13 protein-coding genes, 17 tRNA genes and 3 rRNA genes are annotated in these 19,401 nt (G+C 43.5%); 4 read left to right on the forward strand and 29 right to left on the reverse strand.

Features of this window, described 5'->3' with window-relative positions:
• Window positions 1–101: 101 nt before the first annotated feature.
• Window positions 102–182, reverse strand: a tRNA-Leu gene (locus tag BK583_RS14395).
• 177 nt (window positions 183–359) lie between these two features.
• Here BK583_RS14395 and BK583_RS14400 point away from each other — a divergent pair.
• Window positions 360–842 carry a hypothetical protein gene (locus BK583_RS14400; protein WP_055737283.1) on the forward strand — a complete coding sequence of 161 codons (483 nt, stop codon included), beginning with the start codon at window positions 360–362 and terminating at the stop codon, window positions 840–842.
• A 48-nt stretch (window positions 843–890) separates the two neighbouring features.
• Here the strand turns inward: BK583_RS14400 and BK583_RS14405 are convergent, their stop codons facing one another.
• From BK583_RS14405 to BK583_RS14500, 20 genes are all read right to left on the reverse strand, one after another.
• Window positions 891–3,248 carry a peptidase G2 autoproteolytic cleavage domain-containing protein gene (locus BK583_RS14405; RefSeq protein ID WP_055737282.1) on the reverse strand — a complete coding sequence of 786 codons (2,358 nt, stop codon included), beginning with the start codon at window positions 3,246–3,248 and terminating at the stop codon, window positions 891–893.
• A 110-nt stretch (window positions 3,249–3,358) separates the two neighbouring features.
• A tRNA-Arg gene (locus BK583_RS14410) sits at window positions 3,359–3,432 on the reverse strand.
• 13 nt (window positions 3,433–3,445) lie between these two features.
• Window positions 3,446–3,534: transfer RNA gene (locus BK583_RS14415), tRNA-Leu, on the reverse strand.
• A 36-nt stretch (window positions 3,535–3,570) separates the two neighbouring features.
• Window positions 3,571–3,644: transfer RNA gene (locus tag BK583_RS14420), tRNA-Cys, on the reverse strand.
• A 15-nt stretch (window positions 3,645–3,659) separates the two neighbouring features.
• Window positions 3,660–3,731 (reverse strand) — tRNA-Gly (locus BK583_RS14425).
• Between the two features lie 5 nt (window positions 3,732–3,736).
• Window positions 3,737–3,811: transfer RNA gene (locus BK583_RS14430), tRNA-Gln, on the reverse strand.
• 4 nt (window positions 3,812–3,815) lie between these two features.
• Window positions 3,816–3,891 (reverse strand) — tRNA-His (locus BK583_RS14435).
• A 22-nt stretch (window positions 3,892–3,913) separates the two neighbouring features.
• Window positions 3,914–3,987 (reverse strand) — tRNA-Trp (locus BK583_RS14440).
• Between the two features lie 4 nt (window positions 3,988–3,991).
• Window positions 3,992–4,076: transfer RNA gene (locus BK583_RS14445), tRNA-Tyr, on the reverse strand.
• 62 nt (window positions 4,077–4,138) lie between these two features.
• Window positions 4,139–4,214, reverse strand: a tRNA-Thr gene (locus BK583_RS14450).
• 9 nt (window positions 4,215–4,223) lie between these two features.
• A tRNA-Phe gene (locus BK583_RS14455) sits at window positions 4,224–4,299 on the reverse strand.
• Window positions 4,300–4,306: 7 nt separating this feature from the next.
• A tRNA-Asp gene (locus tag BK583_RS14460) sits at window positions 4,307–4,383 on the reverse strand.
• Window positions 4,384–4,390: 7 nt separating this feature from the next.
• Window positions 4,391–4,467, reverse strand: a tRNA-Met gene (locus BK583_RS14465).
• A gap of 45 nt (window positions 4,468–4,512) precedes the next feature.
• Window positions 4,513–4,588 (reverse strand) — tRNA-Val (locus BK583_RS14470).
• Window positions 4,589–4,613: 25 nt separating this feature from the next.
• A tRNA-Glu gene (locus BK583_RS14475) sits at window positions 4,614–4,688 on the reverse strand.
• 39 nt (window positions 4,689–4,727) lie between these two features.
• A tRNA-Ser gene (locus BK583_RS14480) sits at window positions 4,728–4,821 on the reverse strand.
• Window positions 4,822–4,826: 5 nt separating this feature from the next.
• Window positions 4,827–4,901 (reverse strand) — tRNA-Asn (locus BK583_RS14485).
• Between the two features lie 16 nt (window positions 4,902–4,917).
• Window positions 4,918–5,033, reverse strand: a 5S ribosomal RNA gene (rrf, locus tag BK583_RS14490).
• A 156-nt stretch (window positions 5,034–5,189) separates the two neighbouring features.
• A 23S ribosomal RNA gene (locus tag BK583_RS14495) occupies window positions 5,190–8,126 on the reverse strand.
• Between the two features lie 407 nt (window positions 8,127–8,533).
• Window positions 8,534–10,082, reverse strand: a 16S ribosomal RNA gene (locus tag BK583_RS14500).
• Together the 16S, 23S and 5S rRNA genes with 16 tRNA genes alongside form the textbook arrangement of a ribosomal RNA operon.
• Before the next feature lie 518 nt (window positions 10,083–10,600).
• Here BK583_RS14500 and BK583_RS14505 point away from each other — a divergent pair.
• Window positions 10,601–10,966 carry a YgzB family protein gene (locus BK583_RS14505; RefSeq protein ID WP_055735115.1) on the forward strand — a complete coding sequence of 122 codons (366 nt, stop codon included), beginning with the start codon at window positions 10,601–10,603 and terminating at the stop codon, window positions 10,964–10,966.
• Window positions 10,967–11,003: 37 nt separating this feature from the next.
• On the opposite strand, the gene perR is transcribed toward BK583_RS14505, so the two are convergent.
• From perR to bcp, 4 genes are all read right to left on the reverse strand, one after another.
• Window positions 11,004–11,435 carry a peroxide-responsive transcriptional repressor PerR gene (perR, locus tag BK583_RS14510; protein WP_038478389.1) on the reverse strand — a complete coding sequence of 144 codons (432 nt, stop codon included), beginning with the start codon at window positions 11,433–11,435 and terminating at the stop codon, window positions 11,004–11,006.
• A gap of 127 nt (window positions 11,436–11,562) precedes the next feature.
• Window positions 11,563–11,865, reverse strand: coding sequence for a cyclic-di-AMP receptor (locus BK583_RS14515; protein WP_035395595.1), 303 nt, complete (start codon window positions 11,863–11,865; stop codon window positions 11,563–11,565).
• Between the two features lie 14 nt (window positions 11,866–11,879).
• Entirely contained in the window at window positions 11,880–12,833 is a 954-nt protein-coding gene (locus BK583_RS14520; protein ID WP_038478387.1) for a D-2-hydroxyacid dehydrogenase, read from the reverse strand.
• The gene (gene bcp, locus BK583_RS14525) at window positions 12,830–13,297 is read right to left on the reverse strand and encodes a thioredoxin-dependent thiol peroxidase (RefSeq protein ID WP_055735116.1); all 468 of its coding nucleotides are present in this window, start codon (window positions 13,295–13,297) and stop codon (window positions 12,830–12,832) included. The genes BK583_RS14520 and bcp overlap by 4 nt, the downstream gene beginning before the upstream one ends.
• A gap of 153 nt (window positions 13,298–13,450) precedes the next feature.
• Here bcp and BK583_RS14530 point away from each other — a divergent pair, with 153 nt between their 5' ends.
• The gene (locus BK583_RS14530) at window positions 13,451–14,755 is read left to right on the forward strand and encodes a glutamate-1-semialdehyde 2,1-aminomutase (protein ID WP_055735117.1); all 1,305 of its coding nucleotides are present in this window, start codon (window positions 13,451–13,453) and stop codon (window positions 14,753–14,755) included.
• 79 nt (window positions 14,756–14,834) lie between these two features.
• Window positions 14,835–15,896, forward strand: coding sequence for an aromatic acid exporter family protein (locus BK583_RS14535; RefSeq protein ID WP_038478379.1), 1,062 nt, complete (start codon window positions 14,835–14,837; stop codon window positions 15,894–15,896).
• Window positions 15,897–15,922: 26 nt separating this feature from the next.
• Here BK583_RS14535 and BK583_RS14540 read toward each other — a convergent pair whose 3' ends face one another.
• The 4 genes from BK583_RS14540 to fabL all read right to left on the reverse strand — a co-directional run bounded on the left by BK583_RS14540 (window position 15,923) and on the right by fabL (window position 19,399).
• Window positions 15,923–17,665, reverse strand: a complete 1,743-nt coding sequence (locus BK583_RS14540) for an ABC transporter ATP-binding protein (RefSeq protein WP_038478376.1) — start codon at window positions 17,663–17,665, stop codon at window positions 15,923–15,925.
• A 52-nt stretch (window positions 17,666–17,717) separates the two neighbouring features.
• Window positions 17,718–18,245: a nucleoside tri-diphosphate phosphatase gene (gene ntdP / locus BK583_RS14545; RefSeq protein ID WP_038478372.1), complete on the reverse strand. Its 528-nt coding sequence runs from the start codon at window positions 18,243–18,245 to the stop codon at window positions 17,718–17,720.
• Window positions 18,246–18,427: 182 nt separating this feature from the next.
• Window positions 18,428–18,583, reverse strand: a complete 156-nt coding sequence (locus tag BK583_RS14550; protein ID WP_035395587.1) for a gamma-type small acid-soluble spore protein — start codon at window positions 18,581–18,583, stop codon at window positions 18,428–18,430.
• 66 nt (window positions 18,584–18,649) lie between these two features.
• Window positions 18,650–19,399, reverse strand: a complete 750-nt coding sequence (gene fabL / locus BK583_RS14555) for an enoyl-[acyl-carrier-protein] reductase FabL (RefSeq protein ID WP_055735118.1) — start codon at window positions 19,397–19,399, stop codon at window positions 18,650–18,652.
• Window positions 19,400–19,401: the final 2 nt, after the last annotated feature.

The raw sequence follows: 19,401 nt of genomic DNA on the forward strand, positions 1-19,401 counted from the left end.
TACGATTTTTCAAGGGTAGTCGTGTGTATGACACAAAAAAATCAGCACCTAGACTATGCTAGAAATGCTGATTTACAGGTGTTTCAACCTACGTTTCACGATACCGGTGGTCGGGGTCGAACCGACACTCCAAAGGAACACGATTTTGAGTCGTGCGCGTCTGCCAATTCCGCCACACCGGCATAACAACTTATCGACAAGTAATAATATACCATCGTCAAAATGATTCGTCAACGTTTTTTTCTATTTTTAATAGTGATATTGCATTCAATTCCCTAAAAAGATGTAAATGTTTAAGTACACTTCACAAGGGTACTAATAAATACCAATTCATTCAACATTTCACATAGGAGGATAAGATGATAAATAAATTCACTATGTCATTTTTTATTTTACTACCTTTTATATGTTTAGCAGCTTGCAGTAATAATGTTCAAGATGATCTGGACTCTTATGTTAATTCTGATGAGTTGCAGCAGCTTTCTCAAAAAGAGTTAGAAATTATGTCTGAATTTGAAAAGCTTACGATTGGTGAAATCGAACCGGATGACGCCGCTGACTTTTTAGCTGAACATGTCATTTATCCGTATAGTGAATTTGTTTCTGATTTAGAAACGATTCGTCCAGCTACATCTGAAGTAAGTGACTTGCACGACCTTTATATCGCAGCAGCATCAATTCGATTGGAAGGCTATCATCTTTCAGAAGAGTTTATTGAAAGCCTCGGCTCTGTTACTATGACAATAGCAAATGACACGTTAAGGGAAGCGAGCTCCCTTATGCACCATTATAGAGAAGAATTAGCACTATTAGCGGAAGAACATGATGTCGTTGTTAAGTAATCAAGTATAAGAAAGAAGAAACTATTGAGCTTCTTCTTTCTTCATCCATTATTTTATGAAACAAAGCGCAATACCATAACCACAGTCAGCGTTATAAGCCTTTGTTAGCTTCATGACTTTTACATTCCCTTTTTCACTAGGTTGTCCTATTCCATTAAAGGCCATTAAATAATCACCTATTTGTACATCTTCATTTACGCGTACATATACTTGGCCCATCATGCCTACAATATTCCATTCGTCTCGTTCTTTGCGGTCCACATAAGGTTCATTGTAATCAAACAGAGGGTTCTCTAATGGTAATAGAACACTCTCTTCCCGATAGCTTGGCAATGTGTTCCCTTCTTCGTCTACATCGTATGTGCGAACACGCTGTGGTTCAAGTATTAAACCACCAAATTCGTTTGTTAAATAACGGTTCTTCCAGTGGAATGATGCTTCACCTAATACAACACCCGCCGTTTCCGTAATAACACCAATAATAATGTCATCCTTATTTGCTAGTTGTACTTTGTCCCCTTTTAATGTCACTAACATGCCTGTTTCAATTGGTTCTCCATCTACACTTTCAAAGTACTCAGCAAAATCTGTGAATGTACTTGAACCTGTAATTTGTCCAGAAGCTCTAATCGTTCCGTTCCTACTATTAAGCTCCCATTTGCGATTTGAACTGCTTGAATTCCCTGAAGCACCATATCCCCCTACTACTGAATAACTAGTGGGATTACTTGTTAGGTTACTCGCAAGCACCATTGAACCAAATCCTCCATTTGGCTGTCCTGCAATCGCCCCACTCGAACTTATTATGCTACTTCTAGGGCCACGTGCTCTAGAATTACCTGCACTTCCTACTACAACAGAGCCTTCGCCTTCTGCATGTGAATTAGATGAAGCGGCTACCATCGTTTTTGATTGAATGGCTGTAGGTGAAGCTGTACTTGCAAGTATAATCGATTGATCATGTCTTGGCTCTCCGGTGCTAGATGCCAACCTAGCGCCACCTGAAATAACTGTAATTGGATTAGTGTAACGAACGCCACCGCTGATTACAGCAGTTTCATACCCGCTTGCATTTACATGACTAATATTAATTGAATTTGTTGTTGATTCAACAGCATTCTTTCCACCATTTCTTGAGTGGATGGCATTAACACCATTAATCGTTACATGACTATGTCCGCTTCCTACGAAAATCCCATTGTTATCACCAGCGTCGTAAAGGTTGATATTGTTTAATGAAATATGGTTTCCTCGATTGCTTCCCCCATAAACAATGACACCATCACTTGCACGATGAAATCTGCTAATATTTACACCATTCAAAGCGACATTCCTAGCTTTATACTGAATCGCAACGACAGGACCATTTCGAAAATCATATGATTCATCACCAATTGCAGTAAAATTTGTAATGCTTACGTTCGTATATGCACTTATAACGAGTGCACGAGGGTCAATATTGTTTTGAAAGCCTTTTTTATTATTAGGATGCAACGCAACAAGGTTTGTAGCCGTTAAATGAAAAGCCGTCGTTGAATCTGGATCTTCACCCGTATGATGACCAATGTGTCGAAAATTATAGCTTCGAGCATCTTCTTTTGAAATATGGCCATTGATATGCACATTGCTAGCAGCGCTAGAATTATCATGTGCTTTTATTTCAATTCCACCATAGCAACCAGAAGTGTAATTATTGGTCAGCAGTATATGGCGGCTCCCATCGTCAATCTCTATTCCATTTTGATTTCCTCTTGTAGAAGGGTCGTACGCATAACAATTTGATAGAGTAATAAATTCACTATGGTGTGTTGTAAAGCCGTCATCAACCCAGTCAGTCGCTTTGCATGAATCAATCCATACGTATTGTGATGGCCCACTATCAACCGTCCCATCTCCACCATAATGGTAGTCTAATCCTGTCGAAGTAACATCAAATCCATGTAGGGTGCTATTATACGCGAAAACATTCGTAATCCAAGCGTATTTGACTCCGTGAAGCGTTAAACAACTAGAACGACTCCCTCCAGCAGGTTCTGCACCTCTTCGTCTATTTCCATCTAAGCTCAGATTTTTTACAACAATATACTCTCCACCATTATCTTTGTCTTTTACGGATACGGTCCATTCTTCGTTCGATGCCGTATCGGGTGTCTGTATAGTGGTGAGCTCCATACCTTGTCCTTCTAAAACGGTTCGATTTGGGAGCCGAACCGTTGCAAAATAGCGTTTAGGACCAAGAATCAATTTAACGTTTCCGTCCCCTAGCGCCTCTTCAAAATAGGGCGTTTGATCTTCCTCACTTGCACTCTCTGGTATGAAATCATCAATGTAAACGACCCGTGCATCTTCAATTTGCGCGATAGTATTGCTTAATTGATCAAAAGATTGCTCCATTTGCTTTTCCATTGCTTTCACCTCTTTTTTATGTAGCTACTAAACGGTAGCTCCTTATAGAGAGAGAAGCAGTATTGAAAAAAACAAAAAAACCAGCTTAAATTAAACTGGTTTTAAAAAAGCGCGCCCGAGAGGAGTCGAACCCCTAACCTTCTGATCCGTAGTCAGACGCTCTATCCAATTGAGCTACGGGCGCTTACTATGAGAAATGGTGCCGAGGGCCGGACTTGAACCGGCACGGTTGTCACCAACCGCAGGATTTTAAGTCCTGTGTGTCTGCCAATTCCACCACCCCGGCATGTATGTAAGGACCATCTCATAGTTATTAAGTTGTTGGAGGCGGTAACCGGATTTGAACCGATGATAAGGGTTTTGCAGACCCCTGCCTTACCACTTGGCTATACCGCCTTAGGATAAACAAAGAGCGGAAGACGAGATTCGAACTCGCGACCCCCACCTTGGCAAGGTGGTGTTCTACCACTGAACTACTTCCGCAAAAATGGCTGGGCTACCTGGGATCGAACCAGGGAATGACGGAATCAAAATCCGTTGCCTTACCGCTTGGCTATAGCCCAATAATGGGGCGACCGATGGGAATCGAACCCACGAATGCCGGAACCACAATCCGGTGCGTTAACCACTTCGCCACGATCGCCATAATCAATTTAATTAAATAATGGCAGGGGTAGTAGGAATCGAACCCACATCAAAGGTTTTGGAGACCTTCGTTTTACCATTAAACTATACCCCTAGGATGGTGGAGGGGGACGGATTCGAACCGCCGAACCCGGAGGGAGCGGATTTACAGTCCGCCGCGTTTAGCCACTTCGCTACCCCTCCACTTTGAAAAGACAATACTTATCTTACCTAATACCGCTAGTTCTGTCAACAACTTTTTTCAGTGGTGCCGGCCAGAGGACTTGAACCCCCAACCTACTGATTACAAGTCAGTTGCTCTACCAATTGAGCTAGACCGGCAAAAGTAAGTGGTGGCTCGGGACGGAATCGAACCGCCGACACACGGATTTTCAGTCCGTTGCTCTACCAACTGAGCTACCGAGCCTTATGTATGGCGGTCCGGACGGGACTCGAACCCGCGACCTCCTGCGTGACAGGCAGGCATTCTAACCAACTGAACTACCGGACCATATTTTTGGTTGCGGGGGGCGGATTTGAACCACCGACCTTCGGGTTATGAGCCCGACGAGCTACCAGACTGCTCCACCCCGCGTCGTTAAAAATAATGTTGACAACATCATATAGCAATGAAAATAAATGGTGGAGGATGACGGGATCGAACCGCCGACCCCCTGCTTGTAAGGCAGGTGCTCTCCCAGCTGAGCTAATCCTCCAATATAGTATGCATCTGTTTAAAAATGGTGACCCGTACGGGATTCGAACCCGTGTTACCGCCGTGAAAGGGCGGTGTCTTAACCGCTTGACCAACGGGCCATTACACTAATTTACGATTTTTTATGTATGAATATAATCTGGCGGAGAGCGAGGGATTCGAACCCTCGAGACGGTTTTACACCGCCTACACGATTTCCAATCGTGCTCCTTCGGCCAGCTCGGACAGCTCTCCAGCTATGGCTCCACAGGCAGGATTCGAACCTGCGACCGATCGGTTAACAGCCGATAGCTCTACCACTGAGCTACTGTGGAAAATGTATTTATGTAAGCCTGGCAACGTCCTACTCTCACAGGGGGAAGCCCCCAACTACCATCGGCGCAAAAGAGCTTAACGACCGTGTTCGGCATGGGAACGGGTGTGACCTCTTTGCTATTGCCACCAGACTTTGGTTTACTTCAGATAAGCGTCGGGCTTTTTTGTCAGTCCCTTGCTTCTCTTTGTAAAACTCATTCTAAAAGGGAATAGTCCCCTTCTTGTTAAAAAGAATCGGTGATTCTTTCAAAACTAAATCAAATCATCATACTCAAACTCAAGAAATTTAGGATAAGCCCTCGACCGATTAGTATCAGTCCGCTCCATGTGTCGCCACACTTCCACTTCTGACCTATCAACCTCATCATCTCTAAGGGGTCTTACTGGCTTACGCCATGGGAAATCTCATCTTGAGGGGGGCTTCATGCTTAGATGCTTTCAGCACTTATCCCGTCCATACGTAGCTACCCAGCGATGCTCCTGGCGGAACAACTGGTACACCAGCGGTATGTCCATCCCGGTCCTCTCGTACTAAGGACAGCTCCTCTCAAATTTCCTACGCCCGCGACGGATAGGGACCGAACTGTCTCACGACGTTCTGAACCCAGCTCGCGTGCCGCTTTAATGGGCGAACAGCCCAACCCTTGGGACCTACTTCAGCCCCAGGATGCGACGAGCCGACATCGAGGTGCCAAACCTCCCCGTCGATGTGGACTCTTGGGGGAGATAAGCCTGTTATCCCCAGGGTAGCTTTTATCCGTTGAGCGACGGCCCTTCCATACGGCACCGCCGGATCACTAAGCCCGACTTTCGTCCCTGCTCGACTTGTAGGTCTCGCAGTCAAGCTCCCTTATGCCTTTGCACTCTACGAATGATTTCCAACCATTCTGAGGGAACCTTTGGGCGCCTCCGTTACTGTTTAGGAGGCGACCGCCCCAGTCAAACTGCCCACCTGACAATGTCCCTGACCCGGATCACGGGTCGAGGTTAGAATGTCAGCACCATCAGGGTAGTATCCCACCGACGCCTCCACCGAAGCTAGCGCTCCGGCTTCCAAGGCTCCTACCTATCCTGTACAAATGGTACCAACACTCACTATCAAGCTACAGTAAAGCTCCATGGGGTCTTTCCGTCCTGTCGCGGGTAACCTGCATCTTCACAGGTACTATAATTTCACCGGGTCTCTCGTTGAGACAGTATCCAAGTCGTTGCACCATTCGTGCGGGTCGGAACTTACCCGACAAGGAATTTCGCTACCTTAGGACCGTTATAGTTACGGCCGCCGTTTACTGGGGCTTCAATTCAGAGCTTCTCCCTTACGGGATAACCCCTCCTCTTAACCTTCCAGCACCGGGCAGGTGTCAGCCCCTATACTTCGCCTTACGGCTTCGCAGAGACCTGTGTTTTTGCTAAACAGTCGCTTGGATCTATTCACTGCGGCTCTCTCGGGCTTTAACACCCTAATAGAGCACCCCTTCTCCCGAAGTTACGGGGTCATTTTGCCGAGTTCCTTAACGAGAGTTCTCCCGAGCGTCTTAGAATTCTCTTCTCGCCTACCTGTGTCGGTTTGCGGTACGGGCACCTGTATTCTAACTAGAGGCTTTTCTCGGCAGCGGAGGATCAGGGATTTCGGACCCTTGGGTCCTTCACGGTCACAGCTCAGCCTTCACGGAACACGGATTTGCCTATGTTCCAGCCTTGCATGCTTCGACGCGCACAGCCAGCGGCGCGCTCACCCTACCTTTCTGCGTCCCCCCATCGTTCAAACAAATACGAGGTGGTACAGGAATATCAACCTGTTGTCCATCGCCTACGCCTTTCGGCCTCGGCTTAGGTCCCGACTAACCCTGAGCGGACGAGCCTTCCTCAGGAAACCTTGGGCTTTCGACGGAGGGGATTCTCACCCCTCTTTTCGCTACTCATACCGGCATTCTCACTTCCAAGCACTCCACTAGTCCTCACGATCTAGCTTCACAGTCCTTGGAACGCTCCCCTACCCAATCCCTACTGGGATTGCCATAGCTTCGGTGATACGTTTAGCCCCGGTACATTTTCGGCGCAGAGTCACTCGACCAGTGAGCTATTACGCACTCTTTCAATGATGGCTGCTTCTAAGCCAACATCCTGGTTGTCTAAGCAACTCCACATCCTTTTCCACTTAACGTATACTTGGGGACCTTAGCTGATGGTCTGGGCTGTTTCCCTCTTGACTACGGATCTTAGCACTCGCAGTCTGACTCCCGAGTTAAAGTTTTTGGCATTCGGAGTTTGACTGAATTCGGTAATCCTGTGGGGACCCCTCGTCCAATCAGTGCTCTACCTCCAAAACTCATCACTCGAGGCTAGCCCTAAAGCTATTTCGGGGAGAACCAGCTATTTCCGAGTTCGATTGGCATTTCACCCCTACCCACACCTCATCCCCGCATTTTTCAACATGCGTGGGTTCGGGCCTCCAGTCGGTGTTACCCGACCTTCACCCTGGACATGGGTAGATCACCCGGTTTCGGGTCTACGACAACGTACTTACTCGCCCTATTCAGACTCGCTTTCGCTACGGCTCCGCCTCATCAGCTTAACCTTGCACGTTATCGTAACTCGCCGGTTCATTCTACAAAAGGCACGCCATCACCCGTTAACGGGCTCTGACTAGTTGTAGGCACACGGTTTCAGGATCTCTTTCACTCCCCTTCCGGGGTGCTTTTCACCTTTCCCTCACGGTACTGGTTCACTATCGGTCACTAGGGAGTATTTAGCCTTGGGAGATGGTCCTCCCGGATTCCGACGGGGTTTCACGTGTCCCGCCGTACTCAGGATCCACTCTGGAGGAAACGAAGTTTCAGCTACAGGGCTGTTACCTTCTTCGGCTTGTCTTTCCAGACAATTCACCTACTCCGTTTCTTTGTAACTCCGTATAGAGTGTCCTACAACCCCAAGAGGCAAGCCTCTTGGTTTGGGCTGATTCCGTTTCGCTCGCCGCTACTCAGGAAATCGCATTTGCTTTCTCTTCCTCCGGGTACTTAGATGTTTCAGTTCCCCGGGTCTGCCTCACCCTGCCCTATGTGTTCAGGCAGGAGTACCATCCCATTACGGATGGTGGGTTCCCCCATTCGGAAATCTCCGGATCAAAGCTTACTTACAGCTCCCCGAAGCATATCGCTGTTCGTCGCGTCCTTCATCGGCTCCTAGTGCCAAGGCATTCACCGTGCGCCCTTTCTAACTTATCCATTTTGACGTCAGATTCCCATCGTATCTCTTCGTCTGGTTCCTGTCTTTCTGTCAGTTACGTAGCGAACTACGCTCCTTCCATCAAGCATTCCCCATCCTTGATCTACTCGGGTCTCTTTGTCAATTGGTTAACCTAAAAGGTTTATGAATTCTTGACGTCTCGTTCAAACAGTTGTAACACCGATGAACAAAACTAATTTGAGTTGATTGATTATGATTTAGTTTTCAAAGAACCATGCCTACAGGATGTAGGTACCAGGCGTTGCCACAGGACGTGGCGTTCTTAGCGTGGTATCCATTACCTTCGCATTTTCAATTGGAAGAGGAATTCTTCCAAAACTGAACAAAAGATCCAAAGCGCTATATGACCCGAGGTCATACATCGACTAGAGTAAATACTCCATAGAAAGGAGGTGATCCAGCCGCACCTTCCGATACGGCTACCTTGTTACGACTTCACCCCAATCATTTGTCCCACCTTAGGCGGCTGGCTCCAAAAGGTTACCTCACCGACTTCGGGTGTTACAAACTCTCGTGGTGTGACGGGCGGTGTGTACAAGACCCGGGAACGTATTCACCGCGGCATGCTGATCCGCGATTACTAGCAATTCCGGCTTCATGTAGGCGAGTTGCAGCCTACAATCCGAACTGAGAATGGCTTTATGGGATTGGCTCCACCTCGCGGTTTCGCTGCCCTTTGTACCATCCATTGTAGCACGTGTGTAGCCCAGGTCATAAGGGGCATGATGATTTGACGTCGTCCCCACCTTCCTCCGGTTTGTCACCGGCAGTCACCTTAGAGTGCCCAACTAAATGCTGGCAACTAAGATCAAGGGTTGCGCTCGTTGCGGGACTTAACCCAACATCTCACGACACGAGCTGACGACAACCATGCACCACCTGTCACTTTGCCCCCGAAGGGGAAGCTCTGTCTCCAGAGTGGTCAAAGGATGTCAAGACCTGGTAAGGTTCTTCGCGTTGCTTCGAATTAAACCACATGCTCCACTGCTTGTGCGGGTCCCCGTCAATTCCTTTGAGTTTCAGCCTTGCGGCCGTACTCCCCAGGCGGAGTGCTTAATGTGTTTACTTCGGCACTACGGGCATCGAAACCCCTAACACCTAGCACTCATCGTTTACGGCGTGGACTACCAGGGTATCTAATCCTGTTTGCTCCCCACGCTTTCGCGCCTCAGCGTCAGTTACAGACCAGAGAGTCGCCTTCGCCACTGGTGTTCCTCCACATATCTACGCATTTCACCGCTACACGTGGAATTCCACTCTCCTCTTCTGCACTCAAGCTTCCCAGTTTCCAATGGCCGCTCGGGGTTGAGCCCCGAGATTTCACATCAGACTTAAGAAGCCGCCTGCGCGCGCTTTACGCCCAATAATTCCGGACAACGCTTGCCACCTACGTATTACCGCGGCTGCTGGCACGTAGTTAGCCGTGGCTTTCTGGTGAGGTACCGTCAAGGTACCGGTAGTTACCCCGGTACTTGTTCTTCCCTCACAACAGAGCTTTACGACCCGAAGGCCTTCCTCACTCACGCGGCGTTGCTCCGTCAGACTTTCGTCCATTGCGGAAGATTCCCTACTGCTGCCTCCCGTAGGAGTCTGGGCCGTGTCTCAGTCCCAGTGTGGCCGATCACCCTCTCAGGTCGGCTACGCATCGTCGCCTTGGTAAGCCGTTACCTTACCAACTAGCTAATGCGCCGCAGGCCCATCCCTTAGTGACAGCTAGACGCCGTCTTTCAAAAGAAAATCAGGTGATTCTCTTTATTATCCCGTATTAGCTCCGGTTTCCCGGAGTTATCCCAGTCTAAGGGGCAGGTTACCTACGTGTTACTCACCCGTCCGCCGCTAACGTCCGGGAGCAAGCTCCCTTCTGTCCGCTCGACTTGCATGTATTAGGCACGCCGCCAGCGTTCGTCCTGAGCCAGGATCAAACTCTCCGTTAAAAGTGTTGACTTACACACGGATGTGTTGACTTCGACGTTGCAACATGGACGTTGCGATCTTAGTCGAAGATCCTAAGCTATTGCACAATTTAAAGCTGTGTCTAACTTCATTGACGAGATACCTTGTATCTCTTTTTACGCTTGGCTTTTGTTCAGTTTTCAAAGAACTCGTTTTTGCGACTTCATGATCTTACCATATCGGTAATCATTTGGTCAATATCTTTTTTGTTTACGTCGTCGTTAGTGTGTTGCCCTGGCGACATGTAATAATATATCATGGTGATAAAAAGTCGTCAATACATTTTATAAACTTTTTTTAAAAACCTTATTTACTCTACTAAGAACATGTCTAATTTTATCTTAACCGTTAGCCAGTCAATTCATAAACTATAAACTAGCCACTATCGTAGTTAGAAACGAAAGAAAGATCGGTCATAATTCTTAAAGGTTCTATGTTATACTATACCTGTATCAATGAATAGAATAAACCTTCTATACTAATTTGGAGGAAAAAGATTATGGGCCTGAAATATTCAAACAAAATAAATAAGATTCGCACCTTCGCTTTAAGTCTCGTTTTTATTGGCATCTTGATTATGTACATAGGTATATTCTTTCGAGACTATCCTGTTGTGATGGTTATAGCAATGATTCTTGGTTTGCTCGCAGTGATTGGAAGTACAGTTGTTTACTTCTTTATTGGCATGTTATCTACAAGAGCCGTTCCTGTTATCTGCCCTTCTTGCGAAAAACCAACAAAAGTATTAGGTAGAGTCGATGCTTGTATGCATTGTGATCAACCATTAACGATGGACCGTTCTCTAGAAGGTCGTGAATTTGATGAAACCTATAATGCAAAAAAACAAACTACCAATCAACCATAAGGCATAAAAAAGTCACTCTAACGTTAGAGTGACTTTTTTAATGTGCCGTTTTGCACGTAACACACGTGCCGTATATCTCCATTCTGTGGTTCTCAATCTCAAATCCAGTTACATGCTCAGCTAGCGTTTCAACTTCATCCAAACCCGGATAATGAAAATCAACGATCTTTCCACAGTTTTTACAAATCACATGATAATGATTTGTCGTGACGCAATCAAAACGGCTTGAGGAATCACCATAGGATAACTCTTTTACAATGCCGACTTCTTTAAAAACGCGTAAATTATTGTAAACAGTCGCAACACTCATGTTAGGAAAGCGACCTTCTAAAGCTTTATAAATTTCATCTGCGGTTGGATGTGCTTTCGTCTCATATAAGAATTCAAGTATTGCATGACGCTGTGGAGTCATACGCACACGAGTGCTTTTTAGCGCATCAATTGCTTCTAACAAGCTATGATTGGCCATGGTCTGCACCCTCACTTTCAATAAAAACTATTCTTACTTTAGATTTATTATAAGTTGTAAACGCTCATTTAGCAAGTAACGATTAATCAAAAAAAAGCCACCCTTTTCTAGAGTAGCTTCCAAACCGTTACGTTTGATCTTGTAATAGTAAAGGAGTGGCATTAGCCGCTGGTACAAGAAACGATGTATAGCGATGGGTTTTGCTCTCTTTACGCTGCTTTCGTTTTTCCACTTCTAAACACGCATTTTTTAATGATTGCTGTAGTTGGTCTACATCGGTTTCATGTACACCAAAAAGGAACGTCGTGCTTCCTTTTTTCAAAAAGCCGCCTGAGCTAGAGAGTTCTGTCATTCGGTAACCTTTCTCTCTAAGGTCTTTTTCTACATAGTCCGCATAAAAGTCTTCTATTATACACACGAGCAATTTCATTGGTACCCCTCCTTTTAATATCCTTTCTTACTATGAACTTCATTAACAAAGTTCTCTTTTCCTTCTATAAAGAGTGAAAGATTTTCAACAAAAATTTTCAGTGCTCTCTCCATATAAAAAGAAGTGGATGCAGAAATATGAGGAGTGATCGTTACTGAATGATGTTCCCAAAGTGGGGATTCATCTGATAACGGTTCTTCATTAAAGACATCAAGATACGCATGGTCAATCATTTTTTTATCCAACATACGTATTAAATCAGCTTCTACTACAGCATTCCCTCTACCTAAGTTTATAAAAACTGCTCCTTGTTTAACAAGGCTAAATGCATCTTCATTTAAAATCTTTTTCGTATTCTCTGTAGCAGGGAGCACATTAATAAGAAAATCAGCTTGTTTTAACGCTGTCTCCCACTCACGCATAGAGACTACTTCATGGAAATGACGTACGGCTCTTCCGTCCGTATTAACTCCGATTGTTTTCATACCGAAAATGGCTGCTCGCTCTGCAATCTTACTCGCAATCGCCCCTGTACCAAGTAAAACAACGGTTAAGTCTGTAAGTTCTAATGGTTTTTGATTTCGAATCCAAGCCTTTTCTGCTTGTGCTTGACGATAGTCTCGCGCTCGTTTAACATAATCCAGCATCATCCACATTGCGTGTTCTGACATTGGCGTCGCATGGATGCCACGGCTATTTGTAACAAGAATATTTCGATTAAGAATCTGTTCAAATGGAAGATGCTCAACGCCTGCCGACAAGACGTGAATCCATTTCAACTCTTTTGCCTGATTAAGTATTTCAGGAGTGACATCTTCACCAAATGTTACAAGTACAGTTGCGTCAGTAAAAGAGGTCACTTCTTTTATAGATGAAAAGAATTTAAAATGAACCTGCTCGTAAGTCTTTTTCAACTCACGTTGGCGTTCCTCTGTTTGATTAACAACGAATAGCACCTGTTCGCTCATGATGAAAGTCCTTTTACAAATTCTAAAACTTCATTAACGTGGTCTTTTACTCGAACACCACGCCATTCCTTCACAACAGTGAAATTCCTATCAATCACAAACGTAGAACGTACAATACCCATGTACTCTTTACCGAAGTTCTTTTTTAAGCGCCATACATCATATGCATTTGCAGCTTTTAATTCTTCATCCGCTAACAACGGGAAAGACAGCCCATGCTTCTCCATAAACTTTTCGTGGCGGTCAACTGGATCTGGACTAATTCCTATAACTACTGCACCCTGCTCCTTAAACAACGCTGTTTGATCTCTAAAATCACATGCTTGAGTCGTGCAACCCGGCGTCATGTCTTTAGGGTAAAAATAAAGTACAATTGTCGAGCCTTTATAATCAGATAAGGTAATCTCTTTATTCCCTGTTGCCGGAAGTGTTAGGTCTGGTGCTTCTTTTCCAATTAAGTTCATTCATAATCCCCCATCTATACTTTTATTCTAGCGTATCCGATTTTAAATGTTTCTTCAATAAAGAACGCCTGTTTACTTTTATTCTCACTTAAACGGTAACATATGCTATCATAGTTGGGTACAAAAAATGTGCAAACCACATTGGAGGGTTATATGAATCGCAATACATCCGAAAAACACTATAAAGAGGCACAAGACTTAATTGTAGGTGGCGTGAATAGCCCATCCCGAGCTTACAAAGGTGTAGGTGGCGGAACACCTGTATTTATGGAACGAGGTGAAGGCGCTCATCTTTATGATGTTGATGGAAACAAATACATTGACTATTTAGCTGCGTATGGCCCCATTATTACTGGCCATGCTCATCCAGACATTACTCAAGCCATTCAAGACCAAGCTGCAAAAGGCGTTTTGTACGGTACACCAACACGACTCGAAAATGAGTTTGCTCACATACTAAAAGAGGCTATTCCTTCTTTAGAAAAAGTGCGCTTCGTTAATTCAGGCACAGAAGCTGTTATGACGACCATTCGCGTAGCACGTGCTTATACTGGAAGAGAAAAAATCATTAAATTTGCTGGCTGCTACCATGGTCATTCTGATCTTGTCCTTGTAGCTGCAGGATCAGGACCATCTACTTTAGGAACCCCCGATTCAGCTGGGGTTACAGAAGGGACTGCCAAAGAAGTCATTACAGTTCCATTTAACAACAGCGATGCTCTTAAAGAAGCATTAGATAAGTGGGGTTCTGAAACAGCTGCTGTTCTTGTAGAACCGATAGTCGGAAATTTTGGCATTGTTGAACCAGAACCTGGATTTCTTCAAAAAATAAATGAATTGACCCATGCAGCTGGCGCTCTCGTTATTTACGATGAGGTCATTACAGCATTTCGATTTATGTATGGAGGAGCCCAAGATCTTCTTCAAGTAAAACCGGATATGACTGCCTTAGGCAAAATCATTGGCGGCGGCCTTCCTATTGGCGCTTACGGTGGTAGAGTAGATATTATGGAGACAGTTGCTCCTCTTGGACCTGCTTATCAAGCAGGAACAATGGCAGGTAATCCAGCATCAATGACATCCGGTATCGCCTGTTTAAATGTATTGAAAGAAGAAGGAACTTACGAAAAGCTAGATGAACTCGGCATGACACTCGAGGAAGGACTTTACCTCGCTGCAGCGAAAACAAATGTTCCGATTACCATTAATCGCTTGAAAGGTGCATTGACGGTGTTTTTCACTGAAGAGCAGATAACCGATTACGACGGCGCCTCTAATACAAATGGAGAGCAGTTTAGCTTATTTTTTAAAGCCATGCTTGATCAAGGCATTCATTTAGCCCCGTCCAAATATGAGGCATGGTTTCTTACTACAGCGCATACACAGAAAGACATTGAAGAAACGATTACAGCCGCAGAAAAAGCATTTAACATCGTTGCAAATCATTTTTATCAATAATTGTGCGTATAAGGTTATCATTTTGTATAAGAGTAAGAGATATAAACAATGATGACTAAAAGAAAGGAAACATCCGTACATGAGACTTGGAGCACGGATATTAAAAACGGGATTAGCAGTTGTTTTAGCTCTTTATTTAGCACGATGGCTTGGCATTAGCCCACCAACATTTGCAGCCATTGCTGCTGCTTTCGCAATTCAGCCGTCTTTATTTAGGACGTTACGAACCTTTAGCCATCAAGTTCAAGCCAACCTTATTGGCGCAACCATTGGTGTTTTATTTGTCATGACGTTTGGGCACGAACCATTTGTTGTTGGGGTTGTTGTTACCCTCTCTATCGCCATCTTTATTAAGCTAAAACTTGAAGCGGCCATCATTCCAACAGCAATCGTGACGATTATTATTATAATGGAAAGCCCATCTGATAATTTTCTCCAGTTTGCCTCTGAACGCTTTATCCTTGTACTAATCGGTATTGTAGCTGCTTTTCTTGTAAATTTAGCCTTTATCCCACCGAGGTATGAAAATAAAGTGTTTGATAAGGTGACAACTGTAACCGATGCGATACAGGAGTGGTTAAATCTTCTTGCACGCCATGATGCGGATACAATCGCACTTAGAGAAGATATTAAACATCAACGTACAGAACTTGATAAAGCGAATAATCTTTTCTCTTTATACCGAGAAGAGCGAAATTACTTTCGCGCCAAAACGTTCTCACAACGAAGAAGAGTTGTGGTTTTTAGACAAATGATCCAAACAACTGAGAAAGCGTATCAAGCTCTTGAAGCAATTGAAAAGCGATCTGAAGATTACTTGCAGCTGCCGGAAAATGTGCAAAGTCGTATTGAAGAACAAATTTTGTCACTAACTGATTATCATCAACGGATTATTTTACGTTATAACGGAAAAGTGAATACCCATGCAACTGATGAATATGTTGACGAAATTGAAAAAGGTCAATCAACAATGACCAATCTTTTTGTGACCCTCTATGAAGAAGAACAATTCGACTTGTCGCAATGGCACAGCTTTCTACCTGCCATTTCAGCATTAATTGAATACCAGCAAGAGCTGGAGCATTTAGATACATTAGTAGAAAATCATCACACTCATGCCCCAGAAGATGAAAATCAATAAAACCCAGGAGGTTCCCCTCCTGGGTTTTATACTTCTTGTACACTGTAAAGCTTATAATAAGCACCTTGTGCCTGCATTAATTCTTGGTGTGTACCTTGTTCCTTTACCGTTCCGTCTTCAATTACAACGATTTGATCTGCATTTGTAATAGTAGACAATCGATGAGCCACTATAAACGTTGTCCGGTCTTTCGCTAACTTTTCGAGTGCCTCTTGTATAAAATGCTCACTCTCTAGATCCAGAGCAGACGTTGCTTCATCAAATACAAGAATAGGCGGATTTTTCAAGAAAACACGTGCAATTGCAATTCGTTGCTTTTGCCCGCCAGAGAGCTTAACGCCTCTTTCCCCTACTTCTGTATCGTAACCATCTTCCAAGCCTAAAATAAAATCATGGGCGTTTGCTGCTTTTGCAGCCGTTATCACTTCTTCATCTGTTGCATCTGGCTTTCCAATTTTAATATTCATTTTGACACTATCACTAAATAAAATATTGTCCTGTAACACCATACCAATGTGATCACGTAAAGTCCGTACTTCTAAATCACGAATGTCTTTACCATCAATTAGTATACGTCCAGCTGTCACATCATAAAAACGTGGAATTAAGCTGACCAATGTGCTTTTTCCGCCACCACTCATTCCGACAAGAGCAACAGTTTGTCCTGCTGGAATGTCTAATCGAATATCTTTCAGGATGGGGTGGTCATTCTCGCTATATGAAAAGGAGACACGATCAAACGTCATTTTTCCATCAACATGCGTCAGGGCTGTTGCACTTGGCTTGTCTGTTATATCATATTTCTCATCAATAAATTCAAACACTCGATCCATAGACGCAATGGATTGTGTTAATGTTGTGGACGAATTCACTAACCGACGTAATGGTCCATATAACCGTTCCATATAAAGCACGAATGCACTCATAACACCAATTTCTAAACCATTCTGCAAGACAAATAGAGAAGAAACAAATAACACGAGTAGTGGAGCTATATCCGTGACTGTGTTTACAACTGCGAAGGTTTTAGCATTCCATTTTGTATGGTCAAGAGCTTTTGTTAAGAAGTTTTTGTTCCGGTGGGAAAATTGGTTTTGCTCATAATCCTCATTTGCAAAGCTTCGAATAACATTCATCCCTTGAACACGTTCATGTAAATGACCTTGAACATCAGCTAATGCTTGTGATCGTACCCGAGTCAATTTTCGCAAATGCTGATAAAAATATTTAATTGAAAAACCATAAAACGGGAACATTGAAATGGCGACGAGCGTTAACCAAACATTTAAATTTAACATAATAATAATGGCAATCACAATGGTTGCTAAATCAAGCCATACGTTCATTAGACCTGTTATAACAAAATTCTTTGTTTGCTCTACGTCGTGAATAACACGAGAAATAATTTCTCCCACTTTACGATTAGAGTAAAATCGTAAGCTTAGCTTTTGTATATGGGTGAATAGATGATCGCGTATATCAAATAGAATATGGTTTCCAATCCACTGAGCAAAATATTGGCGGTAATATTCAATTGGTGGACGTAATACGATGAAAAGTACAGCCATTCCACCAAGTATCCAGTATAGTTGATTGTACTGATCATCCGTTGTCATCGTCTCGTTTAGTAAAATATCATCAATGATGTACATCATGGCTAGAGGGAATAAAAGCGGAATCCCAAATTTTAAGATGCCAATGATAATGGTAATACCAATTTGCTTTTTGTATGGTTTCACAAAAAACATATAACGTTTAATCGTATTCAAGTTAAACCTCTTTTCTCAGGAAAAAAGTAAGCTTGCTTTCACAAGCTCACCTTTACCGATATTGCAAATACCGTTCATACCAATTTTCAACAAATTGAGGTGCAAATGGACCCTTACGTTGATGAATCCAAGAAATTAATTCATCTACACTCCGTCTCAAGATCGCGTCAAGTTCAGGAGGATAATGCATTAATTTGCTATGCAGTTCATACTCATCTTCATCAAGCAGCTTCATCGTCATATCAGGATATACTTTAATATCCAAGTCATAATCAATATATTTAAGTGCTTCTTCATCCCATGTAAATGGTGTTCCAATATTGCAGTAGTAATAAATCCCATCTGCGCGAATCATACCAATTGTATTAAACCATTGGTCCGCATCAAAATAACAAATCGCTGGTTCCCTTGTGCGCCAATGCCGACCATCAGATTCTCGTACAATGATTCGGTCATTACCCGCAATCACTACTTTGGAAGACCCTTTTAAAATCGTTGTATCTTCCCATATTCGATGAAGCGTACCATTATGTTTATAACTTTGTATTTGGATGGTGCTGCCTTCCTTAGGAAAGCTCATACGTTTCTCCTTTCGGTGTTATTTTTACCAAATTGTTTACTATCCAACGCTACTCTACATTTATATTATACAATGTTCATACTTTATTTAAAACGTAAACACTCTATAACGCAAATATAGAAGGAATGTGACAGAAAAAAACACCTTTCTTCCGAATGGAAAAAGGTGTTCTTTCCCAACAATTACTGTTGGTTTTTCTTAGAAGCTGACTGAGCGTTTTGCTCTTTCACTTCTTGTACATCTGTTTCACTTGCGAATTCAGCGTTGTACCCTTGTTCAGAAGCTTGGTTTTGCTTCTTCACTTGGTTTTTGTTTGTTTTAGATGCTTTGTTGTTCATGGTTATCACCTCCACGCTATTTAACTTTTCCCGAGGAGGTGATTTCTATACAAACATTTTTTGAAGCTATGCCAGAAGCGAAATGCCACCATCTACAATAATCGTTTGACCACAAATCATACTGGAATCGTCTGATAGTAAGAACATAACTGCTTTTGCTAAATCATCTGCTTCAACCATTCTTCCTGCCGGTGTTCGCTCAGCAGCATCTTTTAGCAATTCCTCTCTATTTGGAAAATGGGTTAATGCATCTGTATCAACAGCACCACCAGAAACGGCATTCACAACAATGCCTTTAGGAGCGAGTTCAACAGCTAAATAACGTGTTAATGATTCAACAGCGGCTTTTGATACACCTACTGTTGTATAATTTTCTAAATAACGAATGGAGCCAAGTGAGCTTAAACTAACGATCTTCCCTCCGCCTGTTACTTCCATTCGTTTTGCTGCTTCTTGAGCGCAAAAAAGAAGTGCTTTTGCATTAATGTCCATTGTCCAGTTCCAATGGCTTTCTTCAAGCTCCATTAAAGGACGCAAAACGCCAGAAGCTGCATTATTAACAAAAACGTCCAATCGTCCGAAACGCTCATCAATTTCCGTAAACATCTCTTTAATTTTGTCTTGCTTGCCAACATTCGCTTTTATCGTTAACACGTCTACACCTAATGCACGAATTTCTTCAGCTGTTTTTTCTGCTTGAGAACGGCTTCTCGCGAAATTAATGACAATATTATAGCCTTGTTGAGCAAGTTTAATGGCAATCTTTTTACCAATTCCACGACTGCTTCCAGTAATTAATGCAACTTTTCTTTCCATAT

The sequence above is a fragment of the Shouchella oshimensis genome, assembly GCF_002019765.1.
Taxonomy (GTDB): Bacteria; Bacillota; Bacilli; order Bacillales; family Bacillaceae_D; genus Shouchella; species Shouchella oshimensis.